Origin of the sequence: Mesorhizobium sp. LNHC229A00, from assembly GCF_000502415.1 — a bacterium.
GTDB lineage: Bacteria > Pseudomonadota > Alphaproteobacteria > Rhizobiales > Rhizobiaceae > Mesorhizobium.
This window is the reverse complement of sequence record NZ_AYWQ01000008.1, coordinates 64,280-82,039: the sequence shown is the minus strand read 5'-3', so window position 1 is coordinate 82,039 and position 17,760 is coordinate 64,280. Positions and strand designations below refer to the sequence as shown.

At 63.2% G+C, this 17,760-nt stretch carries 16 protein-coding genes, 4 pseudogenes and 1 riboswitch; of the genes and pseudogenes, 16 read left to right on the top strand and 4 right to left on the bottom strand.

Annotated elements, in window-relative coordinates:
* Positions 1-37 precede the first annotated feature (37 nt).
* The 4 genes from X742_RS152135 (at position 38) to X742_RS152150 (ending at position 3,096) form a co-directional block, all read left to right on the top strand.
* On the top strand, positions 38-499 hold the full coding sequence (locus X742_RS152135) for an RT0821/Lpp0805 family surface protein (protein ID WP_023772941.1): 462 nt from the start codon (positions 38-40) through the stop codon (positions 497-499).
* 100 nt (positions 500-599) lie between these two features.
* Positions 600-1,532 (top strand): J domain-containing protein, encoded by a 933-nt coding sequence (locus X742_RS152140; protein WP_023772940.1) that lies wholly within the window; start codon positions 600-602, stop codon positions 1,530-1,532.
* 105 nt (positions 1,533-1,637) lie between these two features.
* A complete protein-coding gene (fabI, locus tag X742_RS152145; protein WP_023772939.1) occupies positions 1,638-2,456 on the top strand; it encodes an enoyl-ACP reductase FabI in 819 nt (272 codons plus the stop codon).
* Between the two features lie 52 nt (positions 2,457-2,508).
* Positions 2,509-3,096, top strand: a complete 588-nt coding sequence (locus X742_RS152150; protein WP_023772938.1) for a histidine phosphatase family protein — start codon at positions 2,509-2,511, stop codon at positions 3,094-3,096.
* Between the two features lie 123 nt (positions 3,097-3,219).
* Here the strand turns inward: X742_RS152150 and X742_RS152155 are convergent.
* Positions 3,220-3,456: pseudogene (locus X742_RS152155) on the bottom strand (DUF1344 domain-containing protein); the annotation flags it as partial.
* A gap of 183 nt (positions 3,457-3,639) precedes the next feature.
* On the opposite strand from X742_RS152155, the gene aroC reads away from it, so the two are divergent.
* Positions 3,640-4,737: a chorismate synthase gene (gene aroC, locus X742_RS152160; protein WP_023772936.1), complete on the top strand. Its 1,098-nt coding sequence runs from the start codon at positions 3,640-3,642 to the stop codon at positions 4,735-4,737.
* A gap of 109 nt (positions 4,738-4,846) precedes the next feature.
* A pseudogene (gene ribB, locus X742_RS01000000170225) lies at positions 4,847-5,948 on the top strand (3,4-dihydroxy-2-butanone-4-phosphate synthase).
* Between the two features lie 20 nt (positions 5,949-5,968).
* Here ribB and X742_RS01000000170220 read toward each other — a convergent pair.
* A pseudogene (locus X742_RS01000000170220) lies at positions 5,969-7,260 on the bottom strand (MFS transporter).
* Positions 7,261-7,380: 120 nt separating this feature from the next.
* On the opposite strand from X742_RS01000000170220, the gene X742_RS152165 reads away from it, so the two are divergent.
* Complete coding sequence (locus X742_RS152165; protein WP_023772935.1) at positions 7,381-7,989, top strand: TetR/AcrR family transcriptional regulator; 609 nt, start codon at positions 7,381-7,383, stop codon at positions 7,987-7,989.
* Between the two features lie 89 nt (positions 7,990-8,078).
* Positions 8,079-9,062, top strand: coding sequence for a hypothetical protein (locus tag X742_RS152170; RefSeq protein ID WP_023772934.1), 984 nt, complete (start codon positions 8,079-8,081; stop codon positions 9,060-9,062).
* A 116-nt stretch (positions 9,063-9,178) separates the two neighbouring features.
* On the opposite strand, the pseudogene bluB reads toward X742_RS152170, so the two are convergent.
* Positions 9,179-9,784, bottom strand: a pseudogene (gene bluB / locus X742_RS1000000175785) (5,6-dimethylbenzimidazole synthase); the annotation flags it as partial.
* Positions 9,785-9,855: 71 nt separating this feature from the next.
* Positions 9,856-10,038, bottom strand: a riboswitch (cobalamin riboswitch).
* Positions 10,039-10,215: 177 nt separating this feature from the next.
* Between bluB and X742_RS152180 the strand changes: the two are divergent.
* The 6 genes from X742_RS152180 (at position 10,216) to X742_RS152205 (ending at position 15,155) form a co-directional block, all read left to right on the top strand.
* Complete coding sequence (locus X742_RS152180; protein WP_023772932.1) at positions 10,216-11,142, top strand: histone deacetylase family protein; 927 nt, start codon at positions 10,216-10,218, stop codon at positions 11,140-11,142.
* 3 nt (positions 11,143-11,145) lie between these two features.
* Positions 11,146-11,397, top strand: coding sequence for an exodeoxyribonuclease VII small subunit (locus X742_RS152185; RefSeq protein WP_015318808.1), 252 nt, complete (start codon positions 11,146-11,148; stop codon positions 11,395-11,397).
* A 91-nt stretch (positions 11,398-11,488) separates the two neighbouring features.
* Complete coding sequence (locus tag X742_RS152190; protein ID WP_023772931.1) at positions 11,489-11,755, top strand: DUF2277 domain-containing protein; 267 nt, start codon at positions 11,489-11,491, stop codon at positions 11,753-11,755.
* Between the two features lie 39 nt (positions 11,756-11,794).
* Complete coding sequence (locus X742_RS152195) at positions 11,795-12,715, top strand: pirin family protein (protein WP_023772930.1); 921 nt, start codon at positions 11,795-11,797, stop codon at positions 12,713-12,715.
* Between the two features lie 72 nt (positions 12,716-12,787).
* Positions 12,788-14,725: a 1-deoxy-D-xylulose-5-phosphate synthase gene (gene dxs / locus X742_RS152200; protein ID WP_198019215.1), complete on the top strand. Its 1,938-nt coding sequence runs from the start codon at positions 12,788-12,790 to the stop codon at positions 14,723-14,725.
* A gap of 148 nt (positions 14,726-14,873) precedes the next feature.
* A complete protein-coding gene (locus tag X742_RS152205; protein ID WP_023772928.1) occupies positions 14,874-15,155 on the top strand; it encodes a hypothetical protein in 282 nt (93 codons plus the stop codon).
* Here X742_RS152205 and X742_RS152210 read toward each other — a convergent pair.
* Positions 15,152-15,553, bottom strand: a complete 402-nt coding sequence (locus tag X742_RS152210) for a GFA family protein (protein ID WP_023772927.1) — start codon at positions 15,551-15,553, stop codon at positions 15,152-15,154. The genes X742_RS152205 and X742_RS152210 overlap by 4 nt on opposite strands.
* A gap of 174 nt (positions 15,554-15,727) precedes the next feature.
* On the opposite strand from X742_RS152210, the gene X742_RS152215 reads away from it, so the two are divergent.
* Positions 15,728-16,492, top strand: coding sequence for a TlyA family RNA methyltransferase (locus X742_RS152215; RefSeq protein WP_023772926.1), 765 nt, complete (start codon positions 15,728-15,730; stop codon positions 16,490-16,492).
* A complete protein-coding gene (locus X742_RS152220) occupies positions 16,489-17,730 on the top strand; it encodes a class I SAM-dependent RNA methyltransferase (protein WP_023772925.1) in 1,242 nt (413 codons plus the stop codon). Before X742_RS152215 ends, X742_RS152220 begins: the two co-directional genes overlap by 4 nt.
* Positions 17,731-17,760: the final 30 nt, after the last annotated feature.

The window sequence follows — 17,760 nt, the reverse complement described above, 5'->3', positions numbered from 1 at the left end:
TTTTCTCAAATTGTCACGAGACCAGGGAGGTTGCCGATTGTCGCGTATCGCGCAAGCTTTTGACAGCAGGCAATGGGGCGTTATCGCTTCAGCCAGCACGAAAGTGGCGATCGTGGCAGTCGCCCTGCCGCTCGCGGCCTGCGGGGCAGGTGGCTTCAGCCTGCAGAAGGCCGAAGTCGACCGCTCGATGCTGACCAGCAGCACATCGGCTTCGCTCAAGCCGGCTGACTCGGATCGCGACTCCGACCAGACGACGATCGGCAATGCGGTATCGTCCGCCGATATCGAGCAACTCGGCGGCCAGGCGGTGCCGTGGGCGAACACCGGCACCGGCTCGCGCGGCTCCATCACAGAACTGGCGGAATTGAAGGACGGGGGCCAGACCTGCCGCCGCTTCAAGGCTTCGCGCGAAAGCTTTGACGGCGTTGCCATGTTCCAGGGTGAACTCTGTCTTGCCAGTGCCGGCGGCTGGCGCATGCAGGGCTTCAAGGCACTCTGATTTTCCGCCGTCGATATGAAGGTCCGCTACTGGAATTTCTTCCTATGCGAGCGCATATAGGGGGCAAGTATGGACTCAACTCATTTCCAGGGCAGGAAGCATGCGCGACCCCTATGAGGTGCTGGGCGTTGCAAAGAACGCATCGGCCAAGGACATAAAATCGGCGTACCGGAAACTCGCCAAGAAGCATCATCCGGACCAGAATCCGAATGATCCCAAGGCGAAGGACCGTTTTGCGGCGGCCAATCAGGCCTATGAGGTCATCGGCGACGAGAAGAACCGTGCGGCTTTCGATCGCGGCGAGATCGACGCCGACGGCAAGCCGCGTTTCCAGGGTTTTGAAGGTGCCGCGGGCGGTGGCGACCCCTTTGCCGGGTTCCGCCGCCAGCAACAGGGCGCAGGAGGCTCGCGATTCGAGTTCCGCTCGGGCCGTCCGGGCGGCGATCCGTTCGACGGCAACAGCGATATCTTCAGCCAGATCTTCGGCGATGCCTTTTCAGGCGCGCGCGGGCCAGGCGCGGGCGACCGCCGCCAGGCGGCGACAGCAGCCGACCTGAACGTCACGCTCGACGTCACCATCGAGGAAGCGGCCAATGCCGAGAAGGTGACGGCGATGTTCCCGGATGGCCGCAAGGTTGCGGTCAAGCTGCCGGCCTATGTCGAGGATGGCCAGACCATCCGGCTGAAAGGCCAGGGCGAGCAGGGACCGGGCCAACCCGGCGACGCACTGGTCAAGATCCATATCCGCCGCCATCCTCGTTACCGTATCGAAGGCCGTGACCTGCACGCCGACCTGCCGGTTTCGCTGGTCGATGCGGTGCTGGGCGCCAAGGTGCCGGTCGAGACGCCGACCGGCAGGCTCGCGGTCAACGTTCCCGCCTGGTCGAGCTCGGACAAGGTCCTGCGGCTCAAGGGCAGGGGCTTGCCGGAGAAAGCCGGCGGCCATGGCGATCTCTATGCCCATGTGCGCATCATGCTGCCGGAAGGCGGCGATAGCGCGCTGGAATCGCTGTTGCGCGGCCAAAAAGGCTGATCGAGAGCTTTTGTCCCCCGAACTGTCCGGTTTGAACGCTTGAAGGGCCTGTGTGCCTGTGCGATAGGCACTCCACAAAGCAGATATCTTGCGGAGAACACGCATATGGCGGGTGGACAGGGCCTGATGGCCGGCAAGCGCGGCCTGATTCTTGGCGTCGCCAACAACAGGTCGATCGCTTATGGCATTGCCAAAGCCTGCGTCGATCACGGCGCCGAGATAGCACTGACCTATCAGGGCGAAGCCTTCAAGAAGCGCGTCGAGCCGCTGGCGGCGGAACTGGGCGCCTTTGTCGCCGGCCATTGCGACGTAACCGATCCGGCGAGCCTGGACCAGGTCTTCGCCAATGTCGCCAGTCATTGGGGCAAGCTCGACTTCCTCGTGCACGCCATCGCCTTTTCCGATAAGGACGAGCTGACCGGCCGCTATGTCGAGACGACGCGCGACAATTTCCTGCGCACCATGGACATTTCGGTCTATTCCTTCACCACCATCGCCAAGCGCGCCGAAGCGCTGATGACCGAGGGCGGTTCGCTGCTGACGCTGACCTATTACGGCGCCGAGAAGGTCATGCCGCACTATAACGTCATGGGCGTCGCCAAGGCGGCACTGGAGGCCAGCGTGCGTTATCTCGCCGTCGACCTTGGCGCCAAGAAGATCCGTGTCAACGCCATTTCGGCCGGCCCGATCAAGACGCTTGCCGCCTCCGGCATCGGCGACTTCCGCTACATCCTGAAGTGGAACGAATACAATTCGCCACTGAAGCAGACGGTCACGCAGGAAGAGGTCGGCGATTCCGGCGTCTATTTCCTGTCCGACCTGTCGCGTGGCGTCACCGGCGAAGTGCACCATGTCGATTCCGGCTACCACGTCGTCGGCATGAAAGCGGTCGACGCGCCGGATATTTCGACAGTCAAGGATTAGGTCTCCCCGCCTTTCCTCCGTCCAGGCACTGGCCCGATCTCCGGAAGAGCTGATGTACCCGCTGGTTTATATCGTGCGCCACGGCCAGACCGCGTGGAACGCCGAGTTCCGGCTTCAAGGCCAGGCCGATACCGATCTCAATGCTCTTGGCCGCGAGCAGGCGAGCGCAAATGGGCGTCGGCTGGCCGCACTCGTCGGTGCTCCCCAGGAATTCGACTTCGTCGCCAGTCCGATGAGACGCACGCGCGAAACAATGGAACGCATCCGCGCCGCCATGAGGCTCGATCCGCTCGCCTATCGAACCGATATCAGACTGATTGAAGTCAATTTCGGCGATTGGCAGAGTTTTACCTTCGCCGAGCTTGAGAGGCAGTCGCCCGGAGCGAGCCGATCCCGCGCACTGGACAAGTGGAATTTTCAGCCGCCAGGTGAAGGCGCGGAGAGTTACCAGATGCTGCTCGAACGGGTGAAGCCATGGTTCGATGAGCTTCGGGGGCAGACGATTTGCGTGACGCACGGGGGTGTCATGCGCACGCTGTTTCGCTTCGTGCTTGATATGGCCGAGGACGAGGCCGCGAACCTGGAGATACCGCAGGATCGCGTGCTAAAGCTTGAGGGCAGGAGCCTGGAGTGGCTTTAGGACGCCCGGTGACGCCAACTCCTAGTTCGTGTCGCTGTCACCCGGCAACTGCATGTCGGTGACGACGTTTTCGCCATCGGTCACATCATAAGCAATGACGATGTCCATCCCCGGCTTCAGCGNCTGCATGTCGGTGACGACGTTTTCGCCATCGGTCACATCATAAGCAATGACGATGTCCATCCCCGGCTTCAGCGCATCGAGATCGGTTTCGGCGTTCAGCTTGTAGGATTTGCCGTCGTCCAGCGTCAGCGTCAGCGCGTCCTTGTCGACCTTCTTGATCAGGCCTTCGGTCTGCCCGGCAAAGGCGGCGGTGGAGAGCAGCAGCGTGGCGGCAACAGCGCCAATCAGGGTACGCATCATCGTCCTCTTTGGTCATTGCGCCGGCCTGGGTGGCGGCGGATCCTCAACGGCGAATGGAGGAGAGCAGAAACCAACCGAATGTGTCAAAACTAAATCCGTCGGATCACAGTTTGACCACCGTGGAAAACGCCAATAGAAGGCTGGCTTCAGCCGGTTTCGATGCCGGGCAGGGCACTTTCCATGTCTCACAACACGTTCGGCCATCTTTTTCGCGTCACCACCTGGGGCGAGAGCCATGGCGCGGCACTCGGCTGCGTGGTCGATGGTTGTCCGCCGGGCGTCCGTTTCACGCGCGATGAAATCCAGGCCGAACTCGACAAGCGCCGCCCGGGCCAGTCGCGCTTCGTCACGCAGCGTCGCGAGCCGGACGAAGTGAAGATCCTTTCAGGCTTCGTCCTCGACGAGGACGGCGCGACGATGATCACCACCGGCACGCCCGTGTCGATGCTGATCGAGAATGTCGATCAACGCTCGAAGGACTATGGAGAGATCGCCCGCCAGTTCCGGCCGGGCCATGCCGACTACACCTACGACGTCAAATACGGCATACGCGACTATCGCGGCGGCGGCCGCTCCTCGGCGCGCGAGACCGCTGCCAGGGTCGCTGCCGGCGCGCTCGCCCGCAAAGTGGTGCCGGGCATGGTGGTGCGCGGCGCGCTCGTGTCGATGGGCGAAAAGTCCATCGACCGCGCGAACTGGAACTGGAATTTCATCGGCGATGCCGAGAACCCGTTCTTCACGCCTGACCCGGCTTCGGTTCCTGTTTTTACGCAGTATCTCGACGGCATCCGCAAGGCCGGTTCCTCGGTCGGCGCGGTGATCGAGATCGTCGCCGACGGTGTGCCTGCCGGCCTCGGCGCGCCGATCTACGCCAAGCTCGACCAGGACATCGCCTCCGGCCTGATGTCGATCAACGCCGTCAAGGGTGTCGAGATCGGCAATGGTTTCGAGGCCGCCCGCATCACCGGCGAACGGAATGCAGACGAGATGCGCATGGGCAATGATGGCAAGCCGGTGTTCCTGTCCAACAACGCCGGCGGCATCCTGGGCGGCATCTCGACCGGCCAGGCGATCGTCGCCCGTTTTGCCGTGAAGCCGACTTCGTCGATCCTGACGCCGCGCAAATCGATCGACAAGGACGGCAGGGATGTCGAAGTGATGACGAAGGGTCGCCATGACCCCTGCGTCGGCATCCGAGCCGTGCCGATCGGCGAGGCCATGGTCGCCTGTGCCATTGCCGACCACTATCTGCGGCATCGAGGACAGACAGGTAGGTGAGTAGGGAGTAAGCTGCCCGGTCCGCCGACGCGTCGTTCTTTTTCTTTTCGCTATTCCCCTACTGCCTTACTCCCTTACTCCCTGTTCCATCGAGTGAAACGAGCGCTTTATGCCTTACGACCAGAAGAAGATCGTGGAAGCCATTCGGGCCTTCGAACGTGGCGAGATCGTCGTCGTCATGGACGATGACGGGCGCGAGAACGAGGGCGACCTGATCGTCGCGGCCGTCCATTGCACGCCGGAGAAGATGGCCTTCATCGTCCGCAACACGTCGGGCATCGTCTGCACGCCGATGCCGCGCGAGGAGGCCAAGCGGCTGAACCTCGCGCCGATGGTGGCCGACAATGATTCGGCCCATACCACCGCCTTTACAGTCAGCGTCGACTTCAAGCATGGCACGACGACAGGCATTTCGGCCGACGACCGCACGCTGACCGTGCGCAACCTCGCCAACGGCAATGTCGGCGCCTCCGATTTTGTCCGCCCTGGCCACATCTTCCCGCTCATCGCGCGCGAGGGCGGCGTCTTGATGCGCTCGGGTCATACCGAGGCGGCGGTCGATTTGTGCAAGCTCGCCGGCCTGCCGCCGATCGGCGTGATCTCGGAACTGGTCAACGATGATGGCACCGTCAAGCGCGGCCCGCAGGTCGCGGCCTTCGCCGAGGAGCATGGCCTCAAGCAGGTATCGGTCGCCGACCTCATCGCTTACCGGCAACGCAAGGAAACGCTGGTCGAGCGCGTCGCCTGCTCCGACATCGAGACGCTGGGTGGCAAGGCGCAGGTCTTCACCTACNACGCTGCCCTGGGACACGATGCATCACGTCGCCATCGTCTTCGGCGACATCCGCGACGGCGAGGAGGTGCCGGTGCGGCTGCATTCGGAGGATGTGGTGACCGACGTGTTCGGCACCAGCCACCGGCTCGACGGCATCATGAAGGCGATGGGTGAACGCAAGCGCGGCGTCATCGTTTATCTCAGGGAAGGCTCGGTCGGCGTCGCCCATCAGGAGCGCAACCGGCCGGCGCCAGGCGACCGCGAGGACCATGAAGAGGCGCGCCGGCGCGAGAGCGAATGGCGCGAGATCGGTCTCGGGGCCCAGATCCTGAAGGACCTTGGCATTTCCTCGATCAATCTGATTGCCTCACGCGAACGCCACTATGTCGGCCTCGAGGGTTTTGGCATTCACATCGCCAAGACCGAGATCATCTGAGCTCGACAAACCCTGCCCTGTCATTCGGCCGGGATTGCCGCCTCGCATCCTTCCAACTCGCATTCGTGGGTGGCGAGGCTGCGCTGGCCGAGCAGCACAGTGATCAGTGCGATAGCACCTGACGTCACCGAAACCCAGAACCCGTTCTGGGCGCCGAATGCATCCACCACCGCGCCGGCGGCGAACGAACCCAGCGCCATGCCGATGCCGATGCCTGTCGTCACCCAGGTGATGCCTTCGGTCAGCATCGTTTCAGGAACATGCCGTTCGATCAGGCTGAAGGCGGTGATGAAGGTCGGCGAGATCGCCACGCCGCTGATGAAGACAGTCAGCGCGAGCGCTGGCACGGTGCTGGCGGTAAGCGGCAGCAGTGTGCCGAGCCCTACCAAGGCAACCGCGATGGCGAGCTGGCGCTGCAGCGGTGCTTTCAGGTGGAGCGCACCGATGATGATGCCGAGCACGAAGGAGCCCAGCGCATAGACGCCGATGACGAGACTGGCAGTGCCCGGCTGGCCGAGTTCCTTGGTGATCGCCACCGTGCTCACCTCCGTCGTCGCGAAGGTCGCGCCGATGAAGATCATGGCGAAGGTGATGATTTGAACCGGCCCCAGGCGGATTGCCGAGCCGCTGGAGCCATGGTCCACCGGCCGCACTTGCGGCTCGGTCGAACGCTGCAGGATGAAAGCTGTCGAGCCCAAGGCGAGGAACAGCGTGCTGACGAGCACGCCCGCTTCCGGGAACAGCGCGGCGCTGAGGCCCACCGACAGCGATGCGCCGGCGATATAGACCAGTTCGTCCGCCGCCGACTCGAAGGCGAAGGCGGTGTTCATCTCGGNAGCGATGCGCCGGCGATATAGACCAGTTCGTCCGCCGCCGACTCGAAGGCGAAGGCGGTGTTCATCTCGGGCCGGCCCCGGAAAATCTCGGTCCAGCGCGCCCGCACCATGGCCGGCATGCTTGGCATTGCCGCGGCCAGCAGCGCCGACGCGAACAGCGTCCATACCGGCCAGTCCTGATTGGCCGATGCGATCAGGGCCGCGAAAGCGAGCACGGAGATAATGGTGGTGGGTACGACAACCCGTGTCTGGCCGAGGCGGTCGACCAACCTCGATATTTGCGGCGCCAGGAAGGCATTGGCCAAGGCGAAAGTCGCCGAAACCGCGCCCGCCAGCCAGTATTCGCCACGCGTCTGCGACAGCATCGCCACGATGCCGATTGGCGCCATGGCGATCGGCAGGCGCGCCATGAAGCCGGCGGCGGCAAAGCCCCTGGCTCCGGGAGCGCGAAAGATTTCCGAATAGGGGTTTTGCATGGTTCTGTTCCTCGACAAGGGGCGATTCCAGAATTACATACGAGACGTATAAGTGTTAAATAAAGCATACGCCGCGTATGTCAATTGGCATACGACGCGTATGTAGATAAGGCCAGAAGCATGCATCGACCGCGCAAGGAGATGATCGCCGAGACACGCGCCAAGCTGATTGCCGCGGCGCGCCAGGCTTTCGGCACCATCGGCTATGCCGAAGCGTCGATGGATGATTTCACCGCGTCGGCCGGGCTGACGCGCGGCGCCCTTTATCATCACTTCGGCGACAAGAAGGGGCTGCTTGAGGCGGTTATCGCCGAAATCGACGCGGAAATGGCGGCCCGGGTGAATGAGGTCGCGTCGCGGGCGCCGACCCGCTGGCAGCATTTCGTCGACGAATGCACCACCTATATCGAAATGGCGCTGGAGCCGGAAATCCAGCGCATCATGTTCCGGGATGGTCCGGCTGTGCTGGGCGATCCGGCACAGTGGTCGAATGCCAACGCCTGCGTCGGTTCAATGACCGATCATCTGACCGCGCTGCAAGGGGAGGGGGTGGTCGTCCCCGGCGTCGATCCGGAGTCGGCAGCGCGGCTGATCAATGGGGCGAGCAGCCAGGCTGCGCAGCGGATCGCCAATTCGCCAGATCCCGAAGGGACCTCGAAAATGGTGGTGGCCGCGTTCAAGCAACTGCTCGAAGGCCTGCTGAAAAAGCCGGAAGCGCTTTCAAGATGAACCTCCATGGCAGTCCCGCCACCACCTGCAATTGACAATAGCCGGTTTGAGCGCATCCTCTGCAGCCATCTCTGAGGGGAGATTCGGGCATGTGGGATTTCGATATCGGCAGGTCGGTGTCCATCATGATGCGGACCTGGCCTTTCATTGTCTTTCGCATGATCGTCTATTTCGGCATCACGCTGGCCTACATCATGGCAACCGGCACCGGCGCATCCGTCGGCTATGGCGTCGGCCATATTTCCACCGATCCCGACGGACCATTGTCTTTTGCGATGTGGGGCGGCGTGGTCGGTTTCGGCATCGTCTCGATCGCCGTCTACTGGATCCGCGAATACATCCTCTACGTCGTCAAAGCGGGCCATATAGCCGTCATGGTGCATCTGATCGACGGCCATGATGTTCCCGACGGCCAGAACCAGATCGCCTACGCAAAAGAGATCGTGACCGAGCGTTTTGCCGAGGCCAACATCCTTTTTGTTGTCGACCAATTGGTCAAGGGCGCCATCCGCGGCATCACCGGCCTGCTCGGCGGCATCGCGGCCTTCCTGCCTATTCCTGGCCTGAGCGGACTGGTTTCGTTCCTCAACACTGTGATTCGCCTGTCGCTGACCTATGTCGACGAGATCATTCTTGGCTACAACATCCGCATCAATTCGTCCTCGCCGTTCGAAACCGCGCGCCAAGGCGTCGTGCTCTACGCCCAGAACGGTAAGACCATGGTCAAGAACGCCGTCTGGCTGGCGGTCATCATGTGGGCCGTGTCGTTCGTGATTTTCCTGCTGATGCTCGCTCCGGCAGCCGCTATTCTTTACATCATGCCCGGGCAGCTCGCCGGCTGGGCTTTCGTGCTGGCAATCGTCTTTGCCTGGGCTTTCAAGGCGGCCTTCATCGAGCCCTTCGCCATTGCCTGCCTGATGCAGGTCTATTTCAAGACCATCGAGGGTCAGGTCCCCGATGCCGCCTGGGACGCCAGGCTGGCCGAAGCTTCGTCGAAGTTCAGGGAACTCAAGGACAAGGCGCTCTCCACTTTCGGCGGTTCGCGCTGGGGCACGGCCGGCGCGACGAGCTGATCGGCCGGGCTCGCGGGCGCACCGGCGACGGTGCCGAGGCGCGCCACTGCTGATTTGAGCGGCGCTTCGCCTTGCCCGCGAAAAGTCTCGCTCATGATCAGCTCGGGCAGCGGCAGCCGCCGGCCCCAGCCATGCGTTTCGAGGTCCGGCTTCGGTGCGAACTCGGAAACGCGGCCGACGCAGAGATAGGCGATCGGCGTCACGTGATCGGGAATCGCCAGCAGGCTTTTCAGCGCTTGCGCCTCGATGATGCTGACCCAGCCGACCCCAACGCCCTCGGCACGCGCGGCCAGCCAGAAATTCTGCACCGCGCAGACCGTGCTGTAGAGATCCATCTCCGGATTGTGCCACCGCCCCAACGGCGAGCCTTTCGAGCGCTCGCGGTCGCAGGTGATGCAGATGTTTAGCGCGCTTTCGCAAATGCCTTCGAGCTTGAGCTTGCGGTAGAGCGCCTGCCGTTCTGCCTCTATTTCAGGCAGTTCCCGTTCTCGCGCGGCCAGGAACAGGTCGCGCACCTCCGCCCGCCGCGCGGCATCGCGGATGACGATGAAGTTCCAGGGTTGCATGAAGCCGACCGATGGCGCGTGGTGGGCGGCAAGCAGCAGCCGCGCCAGCACCTCGTCGTCGATCGCCTCCGATGTAAAATGGCTGCGGACGTCGCGCCGCGTAAACATGGCACGGTAAACCGCGTCGCGCGCACTCTGGTCAAATCCATCGCCCATTTGAGCGGTCATGGCTTCCCGCATCGCGTGTCCCCTTGCGATTGCAATCGATGCCATCCGCCTGACCATGCGGATGACGATGCCTGCCAGGCCGGTCTTCTGGCTCGGGATCAACCCGCGTCCGGTGCCTTCCCGTCATCGACAGTGGCATCTACCGGCGCGGTCCCCCTCACAGCGTTGGGCACGCCACGGAGTTCAACCGTGTTCCCGATTCTCCCGCCAGGGCATTTGTAGCCAAGTGCAAACACTTGGCGTCGCGGAATGCGGCTAAAACAAACAGACCGGCAGGCACCAGGCAGTAGCGGCAGTCTTACTCCGAAGGGCCGACGACGCCAATGCCCGCAGCGACATGAATGGACGCAGGTTCGATTTTCCCCAGCGATCAAGCCGCAACGCATGGCCATCACGGCGCCGGGGCACTAGATAGGGGCATGGCCACCCGTCTTTACACGCACCCGATCTTTCTCGAACACATCACCCCGCCCGGTCACCCCGAGCGGCCCGACCGCCTGCGCGCCATCGAGCGCGTGCTCGACGACGAAGCTTTTGCCGCGCTTGACCGCGTCGAGGCACCGCAAGGCGACGAAGCGACCATCCTCTACGCGCATCCCGCCGATTTCGTCGCGCGTGTCCGCGCCGCCATCCCCGACGAAGGCATTGCCCGCATCGACGCAGACACCACCGCCAGCCCGAAAAGCTGGCAGGCGGTGATTACGGCGATCGGTGCCGCCAATGCCGCCGTCGACGACGTCTTTGCGGGCCGCGCCGACAACGTCTTCGTCGCCGCCCGTCCGCCCGGCCACCATGCCGAAAAGACCACTGCCATGGGCTTCTGCTTCTTCAACACGGCGGCAATCGCGGCCCGCTACGCGCAGAAGAAGCACGGCGCCGAGCGCGTCGCCGTCGTCGACTGGGACGTGCATCACGGCAATGGCACGCAGGATATTTTTTGGGACGATCCCTCGGTGCTTTATTGCTCGACGCACCAGATGCCCCTTTATCCCGGCACGGGCGCGAAGAGTGAAACCGGCGCCGGCAACATCGTCAATGCGCCGCTGGCGCCTCGGACCGGCAGCGAGGTGTTTCGTGATGCGTTCCTGTCGCGCGTGCTGCCGGCACTCGACAATTTCGCGCCGGATCTGATTGTCATTTCGGCCGGCTTCGATGCGCACCATCGCGACCCGCTGGCGGAAATCAATCTGACCGAGGACGATTTCGACTGGGCGACCGGCCAGCTGATGCAGCGCGCCGCAATCCACGGCGGCAACCGGCTCGTCAGCCTGCTCGAGGGCGGCTACGATCTGCAGGGATTGGCATTTTCGGTCGCCGCCCATGTCGGGCGACTGATGAAAGGATGAATGATGACCGGTGAGATCAACGAAGACGTCAAGGCGATGAGCTTTGAACAGGCGCTCGACGCACTGGAGAAGATCGTCGATGATCTGGAGCGGGGCGACGTGCCGCTCGACCAGTCTATCCGGATTTACGAGCGGGGCGAGGCGCTGAAGGTCCATTGCGACCGGCTGCTGAAGGCCGCCGAGGACAAGGTCGAGAAGATCAGGCTGTCGCGCGACGGCAAGCCGGTTGGAACCGAGCCGCTCGACGCGGACTGAGTCCGGAGCAGCCTTACCGATTTTTGGACACGATCATCATTGAGGATACAGTTCGTCCCGATTGAAACGGACAAGAGGAGATACGGAAGCGATGTGCAGAAACATCAAGACCCTGTTCAATTTTGATCCGCCGGCAACTAACGACGAAGTCCGTGACGCGGCACTGCAGTTTGTCGGGAAGCTGAGCGGCACGACGCGGCCTTCTGCCAAGAACCAGCATGCGTTCGATCATGCGGTCGAAGCCATCGCCGCATCCGCACGCGAATTGCTCGATTCCCTCGAAACCCACCAGCATCCGCGCAATCGCGAAGAGGTGGCGGCCAAATTAAAAGCAAAAGCGGCGATCCGGTTCGCCTGATATGCCCACGCGCCCGCTGACCGCTGACGAGGAGAGTTCATGAGCTTCTTCCCCGGCAAAGACCCTGAGGCCGGCGATGCCTTCGCCAGCGACCAGATCGAGCTGATGGTCATCCCCAACGCCAAGGACATTGGCGCTTTCGAGGTGCGTCGCGCCTTGCCGACCGCCAAACGGCGCCTGGTCGGGCCGTTCATCTTCTTCGATCGAATGGGTCCCGCGATCATGCGCGCCGGCCAGGCGCTCGATGTCCGTCCGCACCCGCATATCGGCCTGTCGACCGTGACCTATCTGTTCGACGGCAAGATCAGGCATCGCGATTCGCTGGGCACCGAGATGGTCATCGAGCCCGGCGACGTGAACCTGATGACGGCTGGTCGCGGCATCGTCCACTCCGAGCGCACGCCGCAGGAATTGCGCGGCGCGCCGATGTCGATCTCCGGCCTGCAGACCTGGTTGGCTCTGCCGGACGGCAAGGAAGAGGTGGCACCGGTGTTCGAGAACACCGCGGCGCTGCGGCTTCCCGAAATCGACGCCGAAGGCGTCAGCGGCCGCGTCGTCATCGGTGAGTTCCAGGGCTTGCGGTCTCCGGTGCGGGCCGATACCGAAACACTCTATGCAGATTTGCTGGTGGCGCCCGGCGCCAGCGTCAAAATCTCGGCCGATGCCGAGGAGCGCGCCATCTACACGCTGGAGGGCGAGGTCTCGATTTCGGGTGATGTCTTTCCGGCGGAACGGCTGCTGGTGTTCCGGCCCGGCGACGAGATCGTCATATCGTCATCGACCGGGGCGCATTTCATGCTGTTCGGCGGCGCCTCGCTTGGCTCAAAGCGCTACATCTGGTGGAATTTCGTTTCCTCGTCCAAGGAGCGCATCGAGCAGGCCAAGCAGGAATGGAAGACCGGCCGCTTCGATATCGTTCCTGGTGATGAGAAAGAATTCATCCCGCTGCCGGAAGGTTGAGCGGATCGAAGGGTTGAGCGTCCGCGTCAGCGACACGCATTTACTTTCGCCTGCCGGCGGCCTATCCCGCAGATGAACAGAAAGTCTGGGCCCAACGTGAACGCAACGCCGCATACGCCGCTTCTCGATAGGGTTCGCGTCCCGGCCGATCTGCGCAGGCTGGCCGAGAGCGACTTGCCACAACTGGCATTTGAGCTTCGCGCCGAACTGGTCGATGCCGTTTCCCGCACCGGCGGCCATCTCGGTGCCGGCCTTGGCGTGGTCGAACTGACGGTGGCACTGCATTATGTCTTCAACACACCCGATGACCGGCTGATCTGGGATGTCGGCCACCAGGCCTATCCGCACAAGATCCTGACCGGCCGTCGCGACCGCATCCGCACCTTGCGCCAGGAAGGCGGTTTGTCGGGCTTCACCCGCCGAGCCGAGAGCGAATATGACCCGTTCGGCGCCGCCCATTCCTCGACATCGATATCGGCCGGCCTCGGCATGGCCGCCGCCCGCGACCTCTCAGGCGGCCGCAACAATGTCATTTCCGTCATCGGCGACGGCGCCATGTCGGCTGGCATGGCTTATGAGGCGATGAACAATGCCGGCGCGCTCGATGCGCGCCTCATCGTCATCCTCAACGACAATGATATGTCGATCGCCCCGCCAACCGGCGCCATGAGCGCCTATCTGGCGCGCCTGGCTTCCGGCAAGGCCTATGTCGGCCTGCGCGACTTCGGCAAGAAGCTGACCTCCTATCTCGGCAAGCGGGCCGATCGAGCCATCACCCGCGCGGTCGAGCATGCGCGCGGTTACGTCACCGGCGGCACCTTGTTCGAGGAACTCGGCTTCTATCACATCGGCCCGATTGACGGTCACAATCTGGAGCATCTCATCCCGGTTCTGAAAAATGTCCGTGACAACGGCAAGGGTCCGGTGCTGATCCATGTCGTCACCCAGAAGGGCAAGGGCTACGCGCCGGCGGAAGCGGCCGCCGACAAGTATCATGGCGTCAACAAATTCGACGTCATCACCGGCGCACAGGCCAAGGCGCCGGCCAATGCACCGGCCTACACCAAGGTGTTTGCAGAAAGCCTGATCCAGGAGGGCCGCGAGGACGACCGCATCGTCGCCGTCACCGCCGCCATGCCGAGCGGCACCGGCCTCGACCTGTTCGGCGAGGTGTTTCCGTCAAGGACTTTCGACGTCGGCATTGCCGAACAGCATGCGGTGACCTTCGCCGCCGGCCTGGCAACGGAAGGCTACAAGCCCTTCGCGGCGATCTATTCGACCTTCCTGCAGCGTGCCTATGATCAGGTCGTCCATGACGTCGCGATCCAGAAACTGCCGGTGCGTTTCCCCATCGATCGCGCTGGCTTTGTCGGCGCCGACGGTGCCACCCATTGCGGCGCGTTCGATACCACCTTCCTGGCAAGCCTGCCGGGCTTTGTCGTAATGGCCGCGGCCGACGAGGCGGAATTGCGTCACATGGTTCGCACCGCCGCCAGCTACGACGACGGGCCGATCGCCTTCCGCTATCCGCGCGGCAACGGCGTCGGCGTCGAAATGCCCGAGCGCGGCTCGGTTCTGGAGATCGGCAAAGGCCGCATCGTCCGGGAAGGCAGCAAGGTTGCCCTCCTGTCCTTCGGCACAAGGCTGCAGGATTGCGTTGCCGCAGCCGAGGAACTCGGCGCGGCCGGGCTTTCCACCACGGTCGCCGATGCCCGTTTCGCCAAGCCGCTCGACCAGGATCTGATCCGGCGGCTGGCCCGCTCCCATGAGGTTCTGGTAACGGTGGAGGAGGGCGCCATTGGCGGCTTCGCCAGCCATGTGCTGCAATTCCTCGCCCATGAAGGACTGCTCGAAAGCGGCCTGAAGGTACGCCCGCTGGTGCTGCCCGATGCCTTCACCGACCACGCCAAGCCAGAAAAGATGTATGCCGATGCTGGTCTCGACGTCGCCGGAATCGTGCGCACCGTGTTCACCGCGCTCGGTCATACGGTCCGTGCCCAGCGCGCTTGAATCAAAACCTCAACAGCTTGAATCAGTTTGCCGGTTCGATTTCGTAATGCGTTGTTAACGCTGCCGTTTGGCGTTTTGCTTACCCTGTCCCTTGGCCGTTTTTCAACGCCGCCCTGCTAGATCACAGGCAGGCAGGGAGACAGCGAGAATGAAGATGCTTCTGTGCGGCGCGGCCTTGGCGGTGATGGTCGTACCGGCTGCTGCCGAAACGCCCTACGACCGCAATCTCGAAAAGGCGGCGGTAGGCATTGTCGCCAGCAAGATGGGCGATATCCGCGGTGGCTTTTCCTACAAGCAAATTCCGCAGCTTGTGGTGTCGCCGGATCCTTCGCCTGTTGCGACAGAGCATGCGCGTGAGCAGGCTTCAGGGGGTCGAGACGACGGATTGTCTCCAGCCATCGAGCGCCAGGCACCCCGAACCATCTTCTAAAACCACATGTCGCGTACGCAGCGGCCGTCGCGCGGCAGGTCATCGTACGTGTCGAGGCCATCGAAATGGTCGATCGGCAGATCGGCGACGGCCTCGGGGGGCGCCAGCCGGACATTGACGGCCATGCGTCTTCGACCCGAGGCGCTGGCGCGCAGTCCGCGCCAGCCGAGCACGCATGCGCAACGCGGGCAGAACAGGATCTCGAGCGAGGGGTCTTCCTTTCCGGCGCGCGTATAGCTAGCCGTCGGCCCCGAAACGCGAATGCGTTCGTCGACATAATCATAGGCCCAGAGCGTGCCATAGCGGCGGCAAAGCGTGCAGTTGCAGGCCGTCACCGGGCCGGGGTCGCCCTCCAGCGTCCAGTGGGCGGCGCCACAGTGGCAGGTTCCCGTCAGCATTCGTTCTCCTTCGAGTTGCGACAAACAGTGGACTCTTTGTGACCAATATTCTGCCGGACCCGGCATGATGGGCGCAAGCCGCGGCCTGGTTCGATGCACCAGCCGCTCCCGTAGGAGCACTTCGGTCCATCTAATGTCCTTGCCTTCACCGCGGGCTTTCGTCAGAGAAGGCCGATGAACTCGCCTCTGCCAGCCAGCACACGCCAGCGGCTCGACGACCTGCTCGTCCAGCGCGGGCTGTTTGCCAGCCGCTCGCGCGCTCGCGACGCGGTGGAGCGCGGCACGGTGCTGGTCGACGGCGCCATGGCCCGCAAGGCCGGCCAGAACGTTTCGCCGCAATGCGTTGTTGCCATCGACGATCCGGCGCAAGCCTATGTCTCGCGCGGCGCGCTCAAGCTGATCGCCGGACTCGACCATTTCAGCCTCGACCCGGCCGGTCGCGAGGCCCTCGACATCGGCGCCTCGACCGGCGGTTTCACCCAGGTGCTGCTCGAACGCGGCGCGTCCCATGTCACGGCAATCGATGTCGGGCATGGCCAGATGCATCCTGATGTCGGTGGTGATCCGCGCGTGACAGTGATCGAGGGCCTGAACGCGCGCGATCTCACCGCTGCCGATCTTGCCGGCCGCAATCCGGATTTCATCGTTTCCGACGTCAGTTTCATCTCATTGAAACTGGCGCTTCCGCCGGCACTCGCGATTGCCAAGCCCGGCGCCGGTGCGATCTTTCTGGTCAAGCCGCAATTCGAGGCCGGTCGCGAGGCGATCGGCAAGGGCGGTTTGTTGAAGGATCCCTTCGATGCCGCCCGTGTCGCGGGCTTGCTGCAGGATTGGCTGGATGCCGTTCCCGGCTGGCGCTCGCTTGGCCTGCATCTGTCGCCGATCGAAGGTGGCGACGGCAATCGCGAATTCCTGCTCGGTGGGATCAAGGATCGATGAGCGTACGCTTCACAATACGAAAGCTCGGATCGCAGGGCGACGGCATCGCCGAAACCGAGAGCGGCGATCTGTTCATTCCCTTCACGCTGCCGGGCGAGATCGTCACCGCCGCGCGCGAGCGGGATCGCGCCACGCTGATGGCAGTGCTGGAAGCCTCTCCGCTGCGCGTCGAACCCGCCTGCCGCCATTTCACCGAATGCGGCGGCTGTGCCCTCCAGCATTTCGAGATCGGAGCCTATCGCCGATGGAAACGCGAAAAGGTGGTGCATGCATTGAAGGGCAAGGGCATCGAGTGCGAGACCGGCGAACTGGTCACCTGCGCGCCGCAGTCGCGCCGCCGCGTCGTGCTTGCCGCCCGGCGCACGGACACAGGCATGCTGCTCGGCTTCAATCGTCATCTGTCGCCCGAGATCATCTCCATATCCGAATGCCCGATCTCACTGCCCGAGATCGTCGCGGCACTCGGCCAGCTGAGGGCGCTGGCCGAATTGATATGCGCCACCACCAAATCGTTCCGGATGGCGGTCACCGTTACGGGTTCCGGCCTAGACATCGCGGTGCACGAGTCAGGCAAGCTCGGCGAACACCAACGCCATATCGCCTCCAACTTCGTCATTGCGCAAGGCTTTGCCAGGCTGTCCATCGATGACGAGATCGTCATCGAGCCAAGGAAGCCCGTGGTCATGTTCGGCAGTGTTGCGGTCGCCGTGCCGCCCGGCGCCTTTCTGCAGGCGACGGAGGCCGCGGAACGGACCATGGCCGAGATTGTCGGCGGACATCTAAAGCGTGCAAAAAAGGTCGCCGATCTCTTTGCCGGTTGCGGCAGCTTTGCCTTGCGGTTAGCGGCGAGATCGGAAGTCCATGCGGTCGAAGGCGATGCGGCCGCGCTTTCGGCGCTCGACCGGGGATCACGTTTCGCGACCGGCCTCAAGCGGGTGACGGGCGAACGACGCGACCTGTTTCGCAGGCCACTGACCTTTAAGGAGTTGAACGCCTTCGACGGCCTTGTCTTCGATCCGCCGCGCGCCGGCGCCGAAGACCAGTCGAAGCAGATCGCCCGCTCGGACGTTCCGTACATTGCCGCGGTGTCTTGCAACCCGGTGACGCTGGCCCGCGACCTGCGCATTCTCATCGACGGCGGCTATACCCTGAACAGCGTGACGCCAATCGATCAGTTCCTGTGGTCGCCACATGTCGAAGCGGTCGCCTTGCTGGAGAAGCCGAGGAGAAAGCGGTAGGGCGCCTGGCGTTCAGCGTATCTCCGACGG

Coding starts and splice junctions, on each gene's coding strand:
- X742_RS152140 (WP_023772940.1), top strand. CDS start 600: ATGCGCGACCCCTATGAGGTGCTGGGCGTTGCAAAGAACGCATCGGCC.
- fabI (WP_023772939.1), top strand. CDS start 1,638: ATGGCGGGTGGACAGGGCCTGATGGCCGGCAAGCGCGGCCTGATTCTT.
- X742_RS152150 (WP_023772938.1), top strand. CDS start 2,509: ATGTACCCGCTGGTTTATATCGTGCGCCACGGCCAGACCGCGTGGAAC.
- aroC (WP_023772936.1), top strand. CDS start 3,640: ATGTCTCACAACACGTTCGGCCATCTTTTTCGCGTCACCACCTGGGGC.
- X742_RS152165 (WP_023772935.1), top strand. CDS start 7,381: ATGCATCGACCGCGCAAGGAGATGATCGCCGAGACACGCGCCAAGCTG.
- X742_RS152170 (WP_023772934.1), top strand. CDS start 8,079: ATGTGGGATTTCGATATCGGCAGGTCGGTGTCCATCATGATGCGGACC.
- X742_RS152180 (WP_023772932.1), top strand. CDS start 10,216: ATGGCCACCCGTCTTTACACGCACCCGATCTTTCTCGAACACATCACC.
- X742_RS152185 (WP_015318808.1), top strand. CDS start 11,146: ATGACCGGTGAGATCAACGAAGACGTCAAGGCGATGAGCTTTGAACAG.
- X742_RS152190 (WP_023772931.1), top strand. CDS start 11,489: ATGTGCAGAAACATCAAGACCCTGTTCAATTTTGATCCGCCGGCAACT.
- X742_RS152195 (WP_023772930.1), top strand. CDS start 11,795: ATGAGCTTCTTCCCCGGCAAAGACCCTGAGGCCGGCGATGCCTTCGCC.
- dxs (WP_198019215.1), top strand. CDS start 12,788: ATGAACAGAAAGTCTGGGCCCAACGTGAACGCAACGCCGCATACGCCG.
- X742_RS152205 (WP_023772928.1), top strand. CDS start 14,874: ATGAAGATGCTTCTGTGCGGCGCGGCCTTGGCGGTGATGGTCGTACCG.
- X742_RS152210 (WP_023772927.1), bottom strand. CDS start 15,553: ATGCTGACGGGAACCTGCCACTGTGGCGCCGCCCACTGGACGCTGGAG.
- X742_RS152215 (WP_023772926.1), top strand. CDS start 15,728: ATGAACTCGCCTCTGCCAGCCAGCACACGCCAGCGGCTCGACGACCTG.
- X742_RS152220 (WP_023772925.1), top strand. CDS start 16,489: ATGAGCGTACGCTTCACAATACGAAAGCTCGGATCGCAGGGCGACGGC.